The following is a 15,873-nucleotide window of genomic DNA, read 5'->3' as shown; positions in this document are numbered from 1 at the left end:
GCAGATGCGCTCTTTACTCCACGCGCGTCACGCTTTGCGGCTTGAAGCCCAGGTCGGCCGACTTGCCCTTGCGGCCGCGCGTGCCACGGGCATTGTTGAGACTGCGGATCTCCAGCGTCTCGCTGCGCTCCTTGCCGCCGCGGCCCAGGCCATCGATGCGGATGCTGCGCGTGTAGGCGGCAGCGCCCGCCAGGGTGTCCTTGTCCTCCAGGTCGAGCAGCATCAGCCCGCGACCGCCCTTGGCCATGTGCTTGAGGCTGGCGATCTCGAAGGTGAGGATGCGGCCGCCCGTGGAGGCGCAGATCACATGCGTGGCCGGCAGCAGCAGGCCCGCGCCCTGCTCGCCTTCCTGCGGCTCGGCGCGTGCGCCCATGGGCACGCCGTAGGCCGTGGACGGGGCGCACAGCGTCTCGCCGTCGGCCAGCGTCACGAAGGCCTTGCCCGCCTTCTGGCGCGAGACCATGTCGCCCACCATGGCCACGAAGCCGTAGCCGCCCGACCCCGACAGCAGCAGCGCCGTTCCTTCGGCTCCCGCGAAGTAGTACAGGATCTGGGTGCCGGCCTCCAGCTCGATGAGCGTGGTCACGGGCTGGCCATCGCCGCGCCCGCCGGGCAGCTGCGACACCGGCACCGAATAGACCCGGCCATTGCTGCCGAAGGCCAGCAGCTGGTCCACCGTGCGGCACTCGAAGGTGCCGTGCAGGCTGTCGCCGGCCTTGAAGCTGAGCGTGCCCGCATCGACGCCATGGCCCTGGCGCGTGCGCACCCAGCCCTTGTCCGAGATGATGACCGTCACGGGCTCATCGACCACCTTGACTTCGGCGACCACCTTCTTTTCTTCCTGGATCAGCGTGCGGCGCGCATCGGCGAACTGCTTGGCGTCGGCCTCGATCTCCTTGCAGATCAGGCGGCGCATGACGCTCTCGCTGCCCAGGATGTCTTCGAGCTTGCCCTGCTCGACGCGCAGTTCCTTGAGTTCCTGCTCGATCTTGATGGCCTCCAGCCGCGCCAGCTGGCGCAGGCGGATTTCCAGAATGTCGTCGGCCTGGCGCTCGGACAGCGCAAAGGCATCGATCAGCGCCTGCCTGGGCTCGTCGCTGGCTCGGATGATGGCGATGACCTTGTCGATGTTCAACAGCACGGCCTGGCGGCCTTCGAGGATGTGGATGCGGTCCAGCACCTTGGCCAGCCGGTGCTGGCTGCGCCGCGTGACCGTGGTCTGGCGGAAGGCGATCCATTCCTCGAGCATCAGGCGCAGGCTTTTCTGCACCGGCCGGCCATCGAGGCCGATCATGGTCAGGTTGATGGAGCTGGACGACTCCAGGCTGGTATGCGCCAGCAGCGCCGTGACCAGCTCCTGCTGCGGCACCTTGCCGGTCTTGGGCTCGAAGACCAGGCGCACGGGCGCATCCTTGCTGGACTCGTCGCGCACGCCATCGAGCACGGCCAGCATGCTGGCCTTGAGCTGGGTCTGTTCCTGGCTCAGCGCCTTCTTGCCGGTCTTGACCTTGGGGTTGGTGATGTCCTCGATCTCTTCGAGCACCTTCTGCGCAGAGACGCCGGGCGGCAGCTCGGTCACCACCATCTGCCACTGGCCGCGCGCCAGCTCCTCGATCTTCCAGCGCGCGCGCAGCTTGAGGCTGCCGCGCCCCGTGCGGTAGGCATCCTGGATGTCGGAGGCGCTGCTGATGATCTGCCCGCCGCCCGGATAGTCGGGGCCGGGGATGATCTGGAACAGCTCCTCGTCGCTGAGCTGCGGCCGCTTGATCAGGGCCACGCAGGCGTCGGCCACCTCGCGCAGGTTGTGGCTGGGGATTTCCGTGGCCAGGCCCACGGCAATGCCGCTGGCGCCGTTGAGCAGGGCGAACGGCAGGCGCGCGGGCAGCTGCTGCGGCTCCTGCGTGCTGCCGTCGTAGTTGGGCACGAAGTCCACCGTGCCCATGTCGATCTCGTCGAGCAGCAGGCCCGTGATCTTGGACAGGCGCGCCTCGGTGTAGCGCATGGCCGCTGCGCCGTCGCCGTCGCGGCTGCCGAAATTGCCCTGGCCATCGACCAGCGGATAGCGCTGGTTGAAGTCCTGGGCCATGCGCACCAGCGCGTCGTAGGCCGACTGGTCGCCGTGCGGGTGAAAGCGCCCCAGCACATCGCCGACCACGCGCGCGCTTTTGACGGGCTTGGCCGCCGTGTTGTGGTTGGGGCCGCTGTAGCTCAGGCCCATGCGGTCCATGGCGTACAGAATGCGCCGCTGCACGGGCTTGAGGCCGTCGGTGACATCGGGCAGTGCCCGGCCCTTGACGACAGACAGTGCGTATTCAAGGTAGGCGCGCTGTGCGTACTGGCCCAGGTCCAGGGCATCGCCGGCCGCCTGTTGGGCCAGATCCAGAGTGTTTTGATCGCTCATGAAGAAATTCGTGATCTCAATAAATGCAGTGAAGGCCGCTCATCGCGGCGATGGCAGCCCTGTGGACAAGGTCATCCGTATCCGGGGCGCTGTGCCAGGCTGTGCCGCCACCGCAGGCGCTGCCTGGCCCGCACGCTGGCGCCCGCCCTGCAGCTGCTCGTAGATACCGAGCACGGCCTTCACGTAATTGCGGGTTTCCTGATAGGGAGGAATGGCCTGCCCCGCACGCCGCACGGCACCCTCGCCCGCGTTGTAGGCGGCCAGCACCAGGTCCAGCCGCCCGGGGAACAGCCCCATCAGATGGTTGAGGTAGCGCGCGCCGGCCGGCACGTTGATGGCCGGGTCGGCCAGTTGCTGCTGCACGCTGCGCTGGCGGCTGGCCTCCACGCCGAAGCGCTGGGCCGTGGCCGGCATCAGCTGCATCAGGCCGACTGCGCCCTTGGGCGAGATGGCCTGCGCGTCAAAGCCCGACTCGACGGCAATCACGGCCTTGAGCAGGTCGTAGTCCACCCCCGTGTGGTCCGCCGCCTTGCGCAGGTGGCCGCGCACGCTCTTGTAGCGCGGCGAGATGTCGAAGAAGCTTTGCATCCGCGTGCTCGCCTGCAGCCTGCGCCCGGCATCGCTGCCGCCGTCATCGTCGGCAGCGGCCTCGGCTTCCACCAGCGGGGGCTTGAGTCCCTGCTCGGTGCTGTCATACAGCGAGCCGCGGAAGTAGAGCTTGTAGCGCTCGTCCAGCGCCTGCGCGGCGAAGTGCGTGATGCCGCGCTCGTCCACGAAGGCCCAGAGATCGGCATGCGCGGGCTGCGCCACCCCCCACAGCGCCAGGGCCGCGCCCAGCGCTGCAAGCGCGCGCGCGGCAGCGGCGCGCGCAGGGTGCGGGCGGTGCGGAAGGTGCTGTGGGGCAGCCGGGCGCAGGGGCATGGGGATCAGATATCCACTTCGATGGCGTCGCCGTGCAACTCCATCAGCTCGCGGCGCGCCGCAGCCTCGCCCTTGCCCATCAGCTTGGTGACGACCTGCTCGGCCGCCGCAAAGTCCAGATTCATGAACTGCACGGGCAGCAGGCGGCGCGTGTCGGGGTTGAGCGTGGTTTCCCACAGCTGCTCGGCATTCATCTCGCCCAGGCCCTTGAAGCGGCTGATCTGGCATTTCTCGCGCGGCACGCCATCCTTGGCGGACTTGTCGAGGATGGCGGTCAGCTCGCCCTCGTCCAGCGCGTACATCTTGGCTGCTGGCTTCTTGCCGCGCGCAGGCACATCGACGCGGAACAGCGGCGGAAGCGCCACATGGATGTGGCCGGCCTCGATGAGCTTGGGGAAGTGGCGGAAGAACAGCGTGAGCAGCAGCACCTGGATGTGCGAGCCGTCCACGTCGGCATCCGAAAGAATGCAGATCTTGCCGTAGCGCAGGCCGGACAGGTCGGGCGTGTCATGGGGGCCATGCGGGTCCACGCCGATGGCCACCGAGATGTCGTGGATCTCGTTGTTGGCGAACAGGCGGTCACGGTCGACTTCCCAGGTGTTGAGCACCTTGCCGCGCAAGGGCAGCACGGCCTGGGTTTCCTTGTCGCGTCCCATCTTGGCGCTGCCGCCGGCCGAGTCGCCCTCGACCAGGAAGACCTCGTTCAGGCTCAGGTCGCGGCTTTCGCAATCGGTGAGCTTGCCGGGCAGCACGGCCACGCCCGAGCCCTTGCGCTTTTCGACCTTCTGGCCCGCCTTCTGGCGGGTCTGGGCGGCCTTGATGGCGATCTCGGCCAGCTTGCGGCCCCATTCCACATGCTCGTTGAGCCACAGCTCCAGCGCAGGGCGAACGTAGCCACTGACCAGGCGCACGGCATCGCGCGAGTTCAGGCGCTCCTTGATCTGGCCCTGGAACTGCGGGTCCAGCACCTTGGCATTGAGCACGTAGCTGGCGCGCGCGAAGACGTCGTCAGGCATGAGCTTGACGCCCTTGGGCAGCAGCGAATGCATCTCGATGAAGGCCTTGACCGCCTGGAACAGGCCGTCGCGCAGGCCGCTGTCGTGCGTGCCGCCGGCCGTGGTGGGGATCAGGTTGACATAGCTTTCGCGCAGCGGCGCGCCATCCTCGGTGAAGGCCACACACCAGGCGGCGCCCTCGCCTTCGGCAAAGCTGTCGTGGTTGCGGTCGGCAAAGCCCTCGCCTTCGAACAGGGGGATGACGGCCTCGCCATGCAGGCTTTGCTGCAGATAGTCGCGCAGGCCGCCCTTGAACTGCCAGGTCTGGGTGTCGCGCGTCTTCTCGTTGACCAGGGTCACCGACACGCCGGGCATGAGCACGGCCTTGCTGCGCAGCAGATGCATCAGCTCGCCCATGGGCAGCTGGGAGGATTCGAAGTAGCGGGCATCGGGCCACACGCGCACGGTCGTGCCCTGCTTGCGCTCGCCTGCGGCCAGCGGCCGCGACTGCAGGGGCTCGACCACGTCGCCGCCCGAGAAGGCGATGGTGGCCACCTTGCCCTCGCGGTGGATGCAGGCCTCAAGGCGCGTGGCCAGCGCATTCGTGACCGAGACGCCCACGCCATGCAGGCCGCCCGAGAAGCTGTAGGCGCCGCCCTTGCCCTTGTCGAACTTGCCGCCCGCATGCAGGCGGGTGAAGACCAGTTCCACCACGGGCGCCTTTTCCTCGGGGTGCATGCCGAAGGGGATGCCCCGGCCGTCGTCCTCGACGCTGTAGGAGCCGTCGGAATGCAGGGTGAAGCGGATTTTCTTGCCGAAGCCGGCCAGCGCCTCGTCGGCCGCGTTGTCGATCACCTCCTGCAGCACATGCAGGGGGTTGTCGGTGCGCGTGTACATGCCGGGACGCTGCTTGACGGGCTCCAGGCCCTTGAGCACGCGTATCGAGCCTTCGGAGTATTCGCTGGCGGAAGTGGGAGATGGTTTGACTGCCATGGGGGCGGATTGTAGTGCGCGGCCCGGCTCAGTGCTGGATACATTCACAGTCATTGACATTGACTATCCCGAAAAGGCCAGTGCCGCCAAGGGCTACGAAGTGCCGCGCTGGCGCATGGGCGACCCACGCGTCGCAGCGCAAAACCCGGAGTTTCGCTAAAGTTTGCCGCATGCACAAAAACAACCAACCCATGTCCATGGTGCAGATACTGCTGTGCGGGGGCGCAGTCGTGACGCTGTCCATGGGAATCCGGCACGGCTTCGGCCTGTGGCTGCAGCCCATCACCCAGGAGATGGGCTGGACGCGCGAGTCCTTCGCGCTGGCCATTGCCATCCAGAACCTGTCCTGGGGCGTGCTCGGCATCTTCGGCGGCATGCTGGCCGACCGCTTCGGCGCCTTCCGCGTGCTCCTGGTGGGCGCGCTGCTGTATGCGCTGGGCCTGGCCGGCATGGCCATGGCGCCCACGACAACCTGGTTCGCACTGACGGCCGGCGTGGTGATAGGCGCAGCCCAGGCCGGCACCACCTATGCCGTGATCTACGGCGTGCTGGGCCGCCAGATTCCCGTGGCGCGGCGCAGCTGGGCCATGGGCGTGACGGCGGCGGCGGGCTCCTTCGGCCAGTTCTTCATGGTGCCCGTGGAAGGCAGCCTGATCTCGAACTTCGGCTGGTCCAACGCCCTGCTGCTGCTTTCGCTGTGCGCCCTGATGATCATTCCGCTGGCCTTCGGCCTGCGCGAGCCGGGCTTCACGGCCGGCAATACCCGACCCGTGCGCGACCAGAGCGCGGGCCAGGCCGTCGCCGAAGCGCTGCGCACGCCCAGCTTCGTGCTGCTGACGGCTGGCTACTTCGTCTGCGGCTTCCAGGTGATGTTCATCGGCGTGCACATGCCCAGCTACCTCAAGGACTACGGCCTGGCACCGCAGGTGGCCAGCATCTCGCTGGCGCTGGTGGGGCTGTTCAACATCGTCGGCACCTACGTGGCCGGCAACCTGGGCCAGCGCCTGCCCAAGCGCTACCTGCTGTCCACCATCTACTTCACGCGCTCGGTGGTGATCGTGCTCTTCCTGCTCGCGCCGCTGACGCCCTGGTCGGTCTACATCTTCTCGGCCGCCATGGGACTGCTGTGGCTGTCCACCGTGCCGCTGACCAATGCCACCGTGGCCCAGATCTTCGGCGTGCAGCATCTGTCCATGTTGAGCGGAATGGTGTTCTTCAGCCACCAGGTCGGCAGCTTCCTGGGTGTCTGGCTGGGCGGCTATCTGTATGACCACACCGGTAGCTACCAGGTGGTCTGGTACCTGGCCATCGGCCTGGGCGTGGCCGCCGGCCTGCTGAACCTGCCGATACGCGAAGCCCCGGTGGCAAGGCCGCGTGCGGCGCAGGCGGCGGCCTGACATGACGACAGCCACCACGCCCCGCCCACAGCTGCTGCGCAGGCTGGCGCTGTGGGCCGCCGTGCTGCTGGTGCTGGGCCTGGTCTTCATGCTCTATCTGCAGCCCGAGTTCATGCTGGGCATGGCCGACCAGCTCTGGGCCTGCTTCTGAAATTGAAGCGCGGCAAAGGCCTGGCGGCACAATGGCGGCCGCTTTCAATTCATTTCCGAGATTTCACATGCACGCAGCCACGCCGCCTTCGCCCTGGATCCAACGCTGGGCGCATCTTCTGGCACCCGAGGCCACCGTGCTCGACGTGGCCTGCGGCCCTGGCCGCCACATGCGCTGGTTCCATGCACGCGGCCATGCAGTGACGGGCGTGGACCGCGACGCCCAGGCCCTGGCCGGCCTGCAGGGCGTGGGCGAGCTGCTGTGCGCCGACATTGAAAACGGCCCCTGGCCCCTGCCCGGCAGGCAGTTCGGCGCCGTGGTCGTGACCCACTATCTGTGGCGCCCGCTGTGGCCGGCGCTGCTGGGCAGCGTGGCCCCCGGCGGCGTGCTGCTGTACGAAACCTTTGCCCAGGGCAACGAGGCCTTCGGCAAGCCTTCCCGGCCCGATTTCCTGCTGGCGCCCGGCGAGCTGCTGCAGGCCTGCGCGGGCTGGCACATCGTGGCCTACGAGCACGGCCAGCTGGGCGAGCCCGATCGCATGGTCCAGCGCATCGCGGCACTGCGCCCCGATGCAACAGGCCGGGAACCCGTGGCCATGCTGGCGCATCAGAAGGCGTCGGGGGCTGCAATCGCCTGAATCCCTACAGGCGACCGCCTTGGGCCTGCCTCCGACACTCGTTAGAATGATCCTTTCCCGTTTTTTCTTGCGGACATGACATCCTCCTCCGTCGCTCTCACTGGCAGCATCGTTGCCCTCATCACGCCCATGCACGAGGACGGTAGTGTTGACTACCCGGCGCTGCGAAAACTCATCGACTGGCATGTGGCCGAGGGCACGGACTGCATCGGCGTGGTGGGAACGACAGGTGAATCCCCCACCGTCAACGTGGAGGAACACTGCGAAATCATCCGCGTGTCCGTCGAGCAGGCTGCGGGCCGCGTTCCCGTGATGGCAGGCTGCGGCGCCAACAGCACGCACGAGGCCATCGAGCTGGCCCGCTACGCCAAGAAGGTCGGTGCCGACAGCCAGCTGCAGGTCGTGCCCTACTACAACAAGCCCACGCAGGAAGGCCAGTACCAGCATTTCAAGGCCATTGCCGAAGCGGTGGGCGACCTGCCTGTGGTGCTCTACAACGTGCCCGGCCGCTCGGTGGCCGACATGCAGCACGACACCGTGCTGCGCCTGGCGCAGATCCCCGCCATCATCGGCATCAAGGAAGCCACGGGCAACATCGAACGCGCCCAGTGGCTGATCCGTGAAGTGCCCGAAGGCTTCGGCGTGTACTCCGGCGATGATCCGACCGCTGTGGCACTGATGCTGTGCGGCGGCCACGGCAACATCAGCGTCACGGCCAACGTGGCGCCGCGCCTGATGAGCGATCTGTGCAAGGCGGCCCTGGCCGGCGACGTGCGCACCGCCATGGACATCCAGATGCGCCTGATGCCTGTGCACAAGAACCTCTTCGTCGAGGCCAACCCCATTCCCGTCAAGTGGGCCGCAGCTCGCCTGGGCCTTTGCGGCCCGGCCATGCGCCTGCCGATGACACCCCTGAGCAAGAATCTGGAAGCCACCGTGGAAGCCGCCCTGAGCTCCGCTGGCCTGCTGTGAGGCGCCCCGCCCCACCGACCGAACGCACCAAGGATATTCGCGTGAAACAGCCCATTGCACGTCTGAGCCTGCTGAGCCTGGCCATCGGCCTGACAGCCTGCACGACCACGTTCCAAGAGAGCAAGATCGACTACAAGAGCGCCGGCAAGCAGCAGGCGCCCACCCTGGAAGTCCCGCCAGACCTGACACAGCTGTCCACGGACTCCCGCTACGCCGTGCCCGGCGGCGTGGTCTCCGCCGCCGCCATGGAAGCCAACTCCAAGGCGCAAAAGCCGGCAGAGGGCCGAACGGCCACCGCCGCCCTGGGCGATGTGCGCATCGAGCGCAATGGCGAGCAGCGCTGGCTGGTGATCAAGCGTCCGGCCGACCAGCTGTGGGAGCCCGTGCGCGACTTCTGGCTGGAAAACGGCTTCATCTTCACCACCGAAGACCGCCAGCTCGGCATCATCGAAACCGATTGGGCCGAGAACCGCGCCAAGATCCCGCAGGACGTGATCCGCAAGACGCTGGGCAAGGTCTTCGACGGCCTGTACTCCACCAGCGAGCGCGACAGGTTCCGCACCCGCCTGGAGCGCTCGGCCGACGGCTCCACCGAGGTCTACATCACGCACCGCGGCATGCAGGAGGTGTACACCAGCGCCCAGAAGGACCAGACCATCTGGCAGCCGCGCCCCTCCGATCCGGAACTGGAAACCGAATTCCTGCGCCGCCTGATGGTCAAGCTCGGCGTGAGCCAGGAGCAGGCCGACGCCGTGGCCAAGGCCAACACCACCACGGCAGCCGCCACCGGCAGCGTGCGCATGGAATCCGCCAACGGACAGCCCGTGCTGCAGATCGACGAAGGCTTTGACCGCGCATGGCGCCGTGTCGGCGTGGCCCTGGACCGCACGGGCTTCACCGTGGAAGACCGCGACCGCAGCCGCGGCATCTACTTCGTGCGCTATGTGGCGCCCGATGCCAAGGTCGAGCCCAAGGGATTCTTCAGCAAGCTGTTCAGCCGCTCGCCCGACGCGGCCGCGCCGGTCAAGTACCAGATCCAGGTGCGCAGCGAGGGCGACAAGTCCACGGTCACCGTGCTCAACACCCAGGGCCAGCCAGAGACCTCGGCCAATGCCCAGCGCATCGTGCGCGTCATCACCGACGACATGAAGTAAGCGATCCTCACGTCGGGATTGAGGCGGCAGCCGCCGCCCTCGCCTGCAGCCACCGCGCATTCACTTGCCGGTGGCTTTTTTGCATACGGGCCGTCGTGCATAGACCATGGATATGCATGACCGGGCCCTGGTGGACGAAAAAAAACCGCAGCCCGAAGGATGCGGTTTTTTCGCAGCACAAGCCTAAGCCTGTGCCACCGGCGAAGGCCGGATTACTGCTTGGTGGCTTCCTTGGCGGCAGCGTCGGCAGCAGCCTTGGCGGCGTCTGCAGCAGCAGCGTCAGCAGCGGGAGCGGCAGGTGCAGCTGCGTCAGCGGCGGGCGCTGCGGGAGCAGCTGCGTCGGCGGCGGGAGCAGCAGGAGCGGCTTCTGCGGGAGCGGGAGCTGCCGGTGCGGGAGCTTCAACAGCAGGAGCGGGAGCGGGGGCCGGAGCCTCTTCCTTCTTGCCGCAAGCGGCCAGAGCTGCAGCAGCGATCACGGTAGCCAGGATCAGAGAGTTCTTCATCACAGTTTCCTAGAGAGTAGGTAAGAAGACAGTAAACAGGAGGGCCCCGCCATTGCGACGCCGGATGCAGGCAACCGGAGCGCTACGGCCAAGCCGCGTCAAAACATTCATTCGACTCGCGTCAGATTATAGGGAGGTTTTCCCGAAGCTGACCGAAACTGACAGCCTCAGAACAATTCCGCACAAATCCTCTTGCAAAGTCCGGATAGGGCAGTGGATTGACTGCCTTGACATGCACTGTGTAACAAAAGCAGGTGGCTGTCAATTTACTGACGGACTCAAGACAATTCTTTACAAATCTAACGAAGTCCGCCCTTGTTCAGCAGCATGCTGTCAACAGTGAATGCCCGAACTTAGCATGCCTGTGGCGCAGCGTCTACCCGGTTCAGGACAGCTTGCCGCCACGCACCCAGCCTGCGTCAAACCATGAGGACAGCAGCTCCAGCGCATCGTCGCTGGCCTTGGCCAGATCGGTGCGCGACAGCGCGCGCGTGTCGGCCAGCTTGCGCATCAGCGTGGCATCGCGGCCACCGGCCAGATAGCTTTCTCCGTTGATGAAGATGTGCCTGGCGTCATACATCATGCGGGTGCGGCGGTCCAGGACCACGCTCTCGAACATGCCGTTTTCCTCGCCATGCTCGAACCACACATTGGCCTTGGGCTCGGTCATGTACTCGCCCAGAGCGCGCTCCAGCGCCAGCGGCTCGGCCAGCGCGCGTTCCAGCGACTTGCGGGCGAAATCGTGCAGGCTGGCGGGAATCTCGCCCGGGGCTTCGACGGCCGGCTGGTCGGGATCGCGGTAGACGACCGGCACTTCGGGTTCATCGGGCTCGTCGGACATGCGCAGCAGCAGCTCGCGGGCCAGCTCGTCGCGCGCGGGCGAGCGAAAGCCGATGGAGTAGGTCATGCATTCGCCCTCGGCGATGCCGTCATGGGCCCACTTCGGGGGCAGGTAGAGCATGTCGCCGGGCTCGAGCACGAATTCCTCTTCCGGCTCGAAATGCGAGAGCACCTTCAGCGGCACATCGGGCTGCAGCGACAGGTCCTTCTGGCGGCCGATGCGCCAGCGCCGGCGGCCGTGGGCCTGCAGCAGGAAGACGTCGTAGCTGTCGAAATGCGGGCCGACGCCGCCCTGGTCGGTGGCAAAGCTGATCATCAGGTCGTCCAGCCGCGCCTCGGGCACGAAGCGGAACTGCTGCATCAACTGGTGCACGCCGTCGTCGTGCAGGTCCACGCCCTGCACAAGCACGGTCCAGCCGGGCTTTTGCAGCGAAGGCAGGCTGCGGCGCGACAGCGGGCCGTGGCTGAGCTTCCAGCTGCCGCCGTCGTGCTGCTGGATCAGGCGCGATTCCACACCGTCCTCGCCTGCCATGGCCAGCAGCCTGGCGCGGGGAATCAGGGGCTTGAAGCCCGGGATTGCCTGGCGCACCAGCAAGGGCTTCTTGTGCCAGTGGCGGCGCATGAATTGGGAAGCGGTAAGCCCGCCCAGCAGGGCAAGCGGTGTGTTGGTGTCCATGAAATGGTCCGAAGTGAGCGAAGAGACAGGGCGGCATTGTCCTATGCGGGCATTGCCCTGTCCTGGCGCCAGCGCAAGCTGCCCCGCAATGGCTTCTTGGCAGTCAGCCGGCCGGCTTGCGCATGGCCCTGAAATCCGAGGGCGCCAGGCCCGTATAGGCCTTGAAGGCCCGGCTGAAATGCGCGCTGCTGCCAAAGCCGCAGTCCATGGCGACTTCGGTGATGGTGCGCTGCGCGTGCTCGGGCAGCAGCAGCTCTCGCATGCACAGCTCCAGCCGGCTGTGCTGTATGAAGGCGCCCAGGCTGGTCTGGCTGTCCGCAAAGGCGTTGTGCAAATGGCGCTTGCTGCAGTTGAGCGCGGCAGCCACGGACTCCACCGACAGGCCCGGATCGCGCAGATGGGCCACCACATGGGCGCGTATGCGGTCCTGCAGCGCCAGTTGCTGGGTGCCTGCCGTGCCCTGCCCGGCCAGCTCCTGCAGCGAAAGGTGGACCATGTCCACCAGCAGCTCGCCCGCGCGGCGCGCCAGGTGCGGTGCCATGCCGGGCAGCTCCTGGTAGGTGCTGCGCATGGTCTCCAGCGCGATGCGGGCGATGCCCGAGCTGCCGCCCACATTGCGCCCCATCAGCCCTTCCAGCCGGATGCCCCGGTCCACGATGGCCTGGCGCGGCAGCATCACGATGAGGTGTTCGGACCATTCGGGGTTGGTGACCTCGTACTCCTGCGCCGTGTCATAGATCACCCAGCTGCCCTTGCGCACGCTGGCCTCGCGGTTGTGCTGGCGCACGCTGGCCACGCCCTCCCAGGGCGCGACGATCTTCAGATAGGGGGACTCATGGGCGCGCAGGCCCTGCATGCTGCGCATGACGCGGTGGCGGCCCGCCTCCAGCCGGGTCAGCACCACATCGCCGGCATTGGCCACGCGCACATGGCCTTCGAACAGGTGATCGCCATAGACATCGGTATCCAGGCCCGCAAACAGGCGCGACATCCAGGCGTGCCAGGCCGACGCCGTCTCGCCGGGCGGCAGTCCGTCGGTGCTCAACACCATGGCATCGGTCATGTGCGGTCTCTCCTGCTCGCCGCACGGGTGAAGGATCTGTGTGCGGCCATGGACGTGATTATGGGAAAGTGCAGGCCCGTCGCGCCCCATGGCTTTCCCCGCGGACAGCCAGGACAAGGGTAAACCCCGGAGCCTGTGCACGATCCGTCATGCGCTTTGTGCGCGCAGCGGGCTGCCTGCGCCATCGCCTGCTTCTACGATGACCGGCACGCCCGGCTGCGCCAACGCCCAGGCCACAACCGCATACCAAGGAGACAGTCATGATCGAACAAACCATGCTCATCGCAGGCCAGGCCGCACAGGCCGGCAATGGCGCCACCTTCGAGCGCCGCAATCCGCTGGACGGATCGGTGGCCACGTGCGCCCCGGCCGCCACGCCCGAAGATGCCGTGCGCGCCGTCGAAGCCGCGCAAAAGGCTTTCCCCGCCTGGGCCGCGCTGGGCCCGACCGAGCGCCGCCAGATGCTGATGAAGGCATCGCAGGCGCTGGAGGCCAAGACCGAGGCCTTTGCCGCCGCCATGGCCGCCGAGACGGGCGCCTCGGGCATCTGGGCCGGCTTCAACGTGCACCTGGCTGCCAACATGTTCCTGGAGGCCGCATCGCTGACCACCCAGATCAATGGCCAGATCATTCCCTCGGACGTGCCCGGCAGCCTGGCCATGGCCGTGCGCCAGCCCGCTGGCGTGGTGCTGGGCATTGCGCCCTGGAATGCGCCCGTCATCCTGGCCGTGCGCGCCATCGCCACGCCGCTGGCCTGCGGCAACACCGTGGTGCTCAAGGGCTCGGAGCTGTGCCCCGCCACGCACGGCCTGATCATCGAGGCCCTGCAGGAAGGCGGCCTGCCGCCCGGCGTGGTCAACTTCGTGACCAATGCGCCCGAAGATGCCGGCGCCGTGGTCGAGGCCATGGTGGCCCACCCGGCCGTGCGCCGCGTGAACTTCACGGGCTCCACGCGCGTGGGCCGCATCATCGGCCAGACCTGCGCCAAGTACCTCAAGCCCGCCATTCTGGAGCTGGGCGGCAAGGCGCCCTTCGTGGTGCTGGACGATGCAGACATCGACGCCGCCGTGGCCGGCTGCACCTTCGGTGCCTTCGCCAACTCGGGCCAGATCTGCATGTCCACCGAACGCATCATCGTGGACGAGTCCGTGGCCGGGGATTTCCTGGACAAGCTCGTGGCCCGTGCCACCTCGCTGCCGCTGGGCGATCCGCGCAAGGGCCCCGTGGTGCTGGGCTCGGTGGTGGACATGGCCACCGTGGAGCGCGCCAACCGCCTGATCGACGACGCGCTGGCCAAGGGCGCAAAACTGCTGTGCGGCGGCAAGGCCACCAACACCCTGATGGCGGCCACGCTGATCGACGGCGTCACGCCCGAGATGGAGATCTTCCGCGAGGAAACCTTCGCCCCCGTCAAGGCCATCGTGCGCGTACGCGGCGAGGAGCAGGCCATCGCCATGGCCAACGACAACGAATTCGGCCTGTCCTCGTCCGTCTACACCCGCGATACCGCACGCGGCTGGCGCGTGGCCGCGCGCATCGAGGCCGGCATCTGCCACGTCAACGGCCCCACCGTGCATGACGAGGCACAGATGCCCTTTGGCGGCGTGAAGAACTCGGGCTACGGCCACTTCGGCGGCCAGGCAGGCATCGATGCCTTCACCGAGACGCGCTGGATCACCATGCAGACCGCGCCCCGCCACTATCCGTTCTGATCGGCAGGACTCGCCGCCCGGCCTGCGCAGCAGCCGGGCCGCCGTGGGAAAATCGCGCCAACGCGGCCGCCGGCATGCCTTCGTCAAACAAGGGCGCGCGCGGCGGTCTTTCTTTTTCCCCACCGCGGCATGGGCCGCACAAGCTGCACACCATGGAAATCACAGAACAATGCGTGGTCGCTCTGACCTGGACCCTCAAGGACACCCTGGGCGAGGAACTGGACGTGCTCGATGAGCCCGTGGAGTTCCTGGTCGGCGGCGACGACCTGCTCAAGCGCATCGAGGAGGCCCTGCAGGGCCACGGCCAGGGCAAGGTCCTGGACCTGCACCTGGAGCCCGAGGAAGCCTTCGGCGACTACAACGAAAGCCTGATCTTCCTGGAGCCGCGCGCCCTGTTCCCGGCCGAGCTGGAAGAAGGCATGAGCTTCGAGGCCAGCGCCCTGCCCAAGGGCTGCAGCGCCGTGCCGCCCGACCTGCTCTACACGGTGACCGAAATCTATCCCGAGCATGTGGTGCTGGACGGCAACCATCCGCTGGCCGGCATCGCGCTGCGCCTGCACCTGAAGGTCGAAGGCGTGCGCGAAGCCACCGAGGAGGAAATCGGCCGCGGCTCGGCCGGCACCGGCTTCTTCCGCATCCAGCCCATGGCACCGGGCAACGACACGCTGCACTGAAATTGCCGCGCTGAAATGGCAAAGGGCTCCCTTCGGGGAGCCCTTTTGCATGGAGCGAGCCTGGTACTCAGCGCAGCAGCTGGTTGTTGTCCACGCGCACGCTCTCGCCTACGCGCAGCTGCGGATTGCTCTGGTAGTCGAACACGCGCGTGCTGCCGTCGTTCAACTGCACGGTGACACGGTAGACATCGCGCAGGTCGCCAGGGCCGGTGTTCTTCTCGATGGCATTGCCCGCCATGGCACCGCCCACCACGCCCGCAATGGTGGCGATGTCGCGCCCGCTGCCCTTGCCCACCTGGCGGCCCAGCACGCCGCCGACCACGCCACCCACCACGGCCCCGGCGCCTATGCCCGAGCCGCCAATGCCGCTGGGCTGCTGGATCTGAACCAGTTGCACATTGGTCACGCGCCCCTGCTGCACATAGCCACCGCCGCCCGGGTAGGCCGTGCCGGGCTGGCCGCTGACGGGATAGCCCCCGCTGGGGTAGCCCCCGGCGGGATATCCGCCAGCGGGATAGCCACCTGCAGGGTAGCCGCCACCCGGATATCCGCCCTGCTGTGGATAGCCCGCGCAAGCGCTGAGCATCAGCGCTGCAATGCAGCTGGTGCCGATGGCGCCCAAGCGATGAATGGAAGGGGGCATGGAAATCTCCTGTGTACTGTCCGTGGATCGATCAAGGGCAGCCGCCGACCCGGCCTGCGGCTGCATACCACTGCAACGCCCCAGGCTGCATGTACGCCGACCGGACTGAACACTTGCTGACAAAAATCAGCCCGCCGGCCC

The 15,873-nt window shown here is 67.2% G+C and carries 14 protein-coding genes; 7 read left to right on the top strand and 7 right to left on the bottom strand.

Annotated features, from left to right (window positions below; genetic code table 11):
* Positions 1-13: 13 nt before the first annotated feature.
* From parC to HFGMBDPB_RS24955, 3 genes are read right to left on the bottom strand one after another with little or no spacing between them, the layout of a single operon-like run.
* Positions 14-2,401, bottom strand: a complete 2,388-nt coding sequence (parC, locus tag HFGMBDPB_RS24965) for a DNA topoisomerase IV subunit A (protein ID WP_016447621.1) — start codon at positions 2,399-2,401, stop codon at positions 14-16.
* Between the two features lie 39 nt (positions 2,402-2,440).
* On the bottom strand, positions 2,441-3,322 hold the full coding sequence (locus HFGMBDPB_RS24960; RefSeq protein WP_074920991.1) for a lytic transglycosylase domain-containing protein: 882 nt from the start codon (positions 3,320-3,322) through the stop codon (positions 2,441-2,443).
* A 5-nt stretch (positions 3,323-3,327) separates the two neighbouring features.
* Positions 3,328-5,310 carry a DNA topoisomerase IV subunit B gene (locus HFGMBDPB_RS24955; RefSeq protein ID WP_016447623.1) on the bottom strand — a complete coding sequence of 661 codons (1,983 nt, stop codon included), beginning with the start codon at positions 5,308-5,310 and terminating at the stop codon, positions 3,328-3,330.
* 170 nt (positions 5,311-5,480) lie between these two features.
* Between HFGMBDPB_RS24955 and HFGMBDPB_RS24950 the strand changes: the two genes are divergently transcribed.
* The 5 genes from HFGMBDPB_RS24950 (at position 5,481) to bamC (ending at position 9,621) form a co-directional block, all read left to right on the top strand.
* Positions 5,481-6,707: an MFS transporter gene (locus HFGMBDPB_RS24950; RefSeq protein WP_017404391.1), complete on the top strand. Its 1,227-nt coding sequence runs from the start codon at positions 5,481-5,483 to the stop codon at positions 6,705-6,707.
* A 1-nt stretch (position 6,708) separates the two neighbouring features.
* Positions 6,709-6,858: a hypothetical protein gene (locus HFGMBDPB_RS24945; protein ID WP_016447625.1), complete on the top strand. Its 150-nt coding sequence runs from the start codon at positions 6,709-6,711 to the stop codon at positions 6,856-6,858.
* 67 nt (positions 6,859-6,925) lie between these two features.
* Positions 6,926-7,495 carry a class I SAM-dependent methyltransferase gene (locus HFGMBDPB_RS24940; protein WP_212646506.1) on the top strand — a complete coding sequence of 190 codons (570 nt, stop codon included), beginning with the start codon at positions 6,926-6,928 and terminating at the stop codon, positions 7,493-7,495.
* Positions 7,496-7,570: 75 nt separating this feature from the next.
* Positions 7,571-8,467, top strand: coding sequence for a 4-hydroxy-tetrahydrodipicolinate synthase (gene dapA, locus HFGMBDPB_RS24935; RefSeq protein ID WP_016447627.1), 897 nt, complete (start codon positions 7,571-7,573; stop codon positions 8,465-8,467).
* 41 nt (positions 8,468-8,508) lie between these two features.
* The gene (bamC, locus tag HFGMBDPB_RS24930) at positions 8,509-9,621 is read left to right on the top strand and encodes an NlpB/DapX family lipoprotein (protein ID WP_016447628.1); all 1,113 of its coding nucleotides are present in this window, start codon (positions 8,509-8,511) and stop codon (positions 9,619-9,621) included.
* A gap of 212 nt (positions 9,622-9,833) precedes the next feature.
* Here the strand turns inward: bamC and HFGMBDPB_RS24925 are convergent, their stop codons facing one another.
* The 3 genes from HFGMBDPB_RS24925 to HFGMBDPB_RS24915 form a co-directional block, all read right to left on the bottom strand.
* Positions 9,834-10,124, bottom strand: coding sequence for a hypothetical protein (locus HFGMBDPB_RS24925; RefSeq protein WP_074920994.1), 291 nt, complete (start codon positions 10,122-10,124; stop codon positions 9,834-9,836).
* A gap of 385 nt (positions 10,125-10,509) precedes the next feature.
* On the bottom strand, positions 10,510-11,640 hold the full coding sequence (locus HFGMBDPB_RS24920; protein WP_016447629.1) for a cupin domain-containing protein: 1,131 nt from the start codon (positions 11,638-11,640) through the stop codon (positions 10,510-10,512).
* A 103-nt stretch (positions 11,641-11,743) separates the two neighbouring features.
* Positions 11,744-12,703 carry an AraC-like ligand-binding domain-containing protein gene (locus HFGMBDPB_RS24915; protein WP_061287434.1) on the bottom strand — a complete coding sequence of 320 codons (960 nt, stop codon included), beginning with the start codon at positions 12,701-12,703 and terminating at the stop codon, positions 11,744-11,746.
* Between the two features lie 260 nt (positions 12,704-12,963).
* Between HFGMBDPB_RS24915 and HFGMBDPB_RS24910 the strand changes: the two genes are divergently transcribed.
* Entirely contained in the window at positions 12,964-14,415 is a 1,452-nt protein-coding gene (locus HFGMBDPB_RS24910; protein ID WP_212646505.1) for an aldehyde dehydrogenase, read from the top strand.
* A 152-nt stretch (positions 14,416-14,567) separates the two neighbouring features.
* Positions 14,568-15,089 (top strand): FKBP-type peptidyl-prolyl cis-trans isomerase, encoded by a 522-nt coding sequence (locus HFGMBDPB_RS24905; protein ID WP_043789867.1) that lies wholly within the window; start codon positions 14,568-14,570, stop codon positions 15,087-15,089.
* Between the two features lie 67 nt (positions 15,090-15,156).
* Here the strand turns inward: HFGMBDPB_RS24905 and HFGMBDPB_RS24900 are convergent, their stop codons facing one another.
* Complete coding sequence (locus HFGMBDPB_RS24900; protein ID WP_212646504.1) at positions 15,157-15,732, bottom strand: glycine zipper 2TM domain-containing protein; 576 nt, start codon at positions 15,730-15,732, stop codon at positions 15,157-15,159.
* Between the last annotated feature and the right edge of the window lie 141 nt (positions 15,733-15,873).

The sequence above is a fragment of the Delftia sp. PE138 genome (assembly GCF_018320755.1).
Taxonomy (GTDB): Bacteria; Pseudomonadota; Gammaproteobacteria; order Burkholderiales; family Burkholderiaceae_C; genus Comamonas; species Comamonas tsuruhatensis.
Note: the sequence above shows the minus strand (reverse complement) of the source record. Positions and strands in the feature narration are given on the sequence as shown.

What these genes read in the sequence shown, in the direction of transcription:
- parC (WP_016447621.1), bottom strand. Translation starts at nt 2,401, where the DNA reads ATGAGCGATCAAAACACTCTGGATCTGGCCCAACAGGCGGCCGGCGAT.
- HFGMBDPB_RS24960 (WP_074920991.1), bottom strand. Translation starts at nt 3,322, where the DNA reads ATGCCCCTGCGCCCGGCTGCCCCACAGCACCTTCCGCACCGCCCGCAC.
- HFGMBDPB_RS24955 (WP_016447623.1), bottom strand. Translation starts at nt 5,310, where the DNA reads ATGGCAGTCAAACCATCTCCCACTTCCGCCAGCGAATACTCCGAAGGC.
- HFGMBDPB_RS24950 (WP_017404391.1), top strand. Translation starts at nt 5,481, where the DNA reads ATGCACAAAAACAACCAACCCATGTCCATGGTGCAGATACTGCTGTGC.
- HFGMBDPB_RS24945 (WP_016447625.1), top strand. Translation starts at nt 6,709, where the DNA reads ATGACGACAGCCACCACGCCCCGCCCACAGCTGCTGCGCAGGCTGGCG.
- HFGMBDPB_RS24940 (WP_212646506.1), top strand. Translation starts at nt 6,926, where the DNA reads ATGCACGCAGCCACGCCGCCTTCGCCCTGGATCCAACGCTGGGCGCAT.
- dapA (WP_016447627.1), top strand. Translation starts at nt 7,571, where the DNA reads ATGACATCCTCCTCCGTCGCTCTCACTGGCAGCATCGTTGCCCTCATC.
- HFGMBDPB_RS24925 (WP_074920994.1), bottom strand. Translation starts at nt 10,124, where the DNA reads ATGAAGAACTCTCTGATCCTGGCTACCGTGATCGCTGCTGCAGCTCTG.
- HFGMBDPB_RS24920 (WP_016447629.1), bottom strand. Translation starts at nt 11,640, where the DNA reads ATGGACACCAACACACCGCTTGCCCTGCTGGGCGGGCTTACCGCTTCC.
- HFGMBDPB_RS24915 (WP_061287434.1), bottom strand. Translation starts at nt 12,703, where the DNA reads ATGACCGATGCCATGGTGTTGAGCACCGACGGACTGCCGCCCGGCGAG.
- HFGMBDPB_RS24910 (WP_212646505.1), top strand. Translation starts at nt 12,964, where the DNA reads ATGATCGAACAAACCATGCTCATCGCAGGCCAGGCCGCACAGGCCGGC.
- HFGMBDPB_RS24905 (WP_043789867.1), top strand. Translation starts at nt 14,568, where the DNA reads ATGGAAATCACAGAACAATGCGTGGTCGCTCTGACCTGGACCCTCAAG.
- HFGMBDPB_RS24900 (WP_212646504.1), bottom strand. Translation starts at nt 15,732, where the DNA reads ATGCCCCCTTCCATTCATCGCTTGGGCGCCATCGGCACCAGCTGCATT.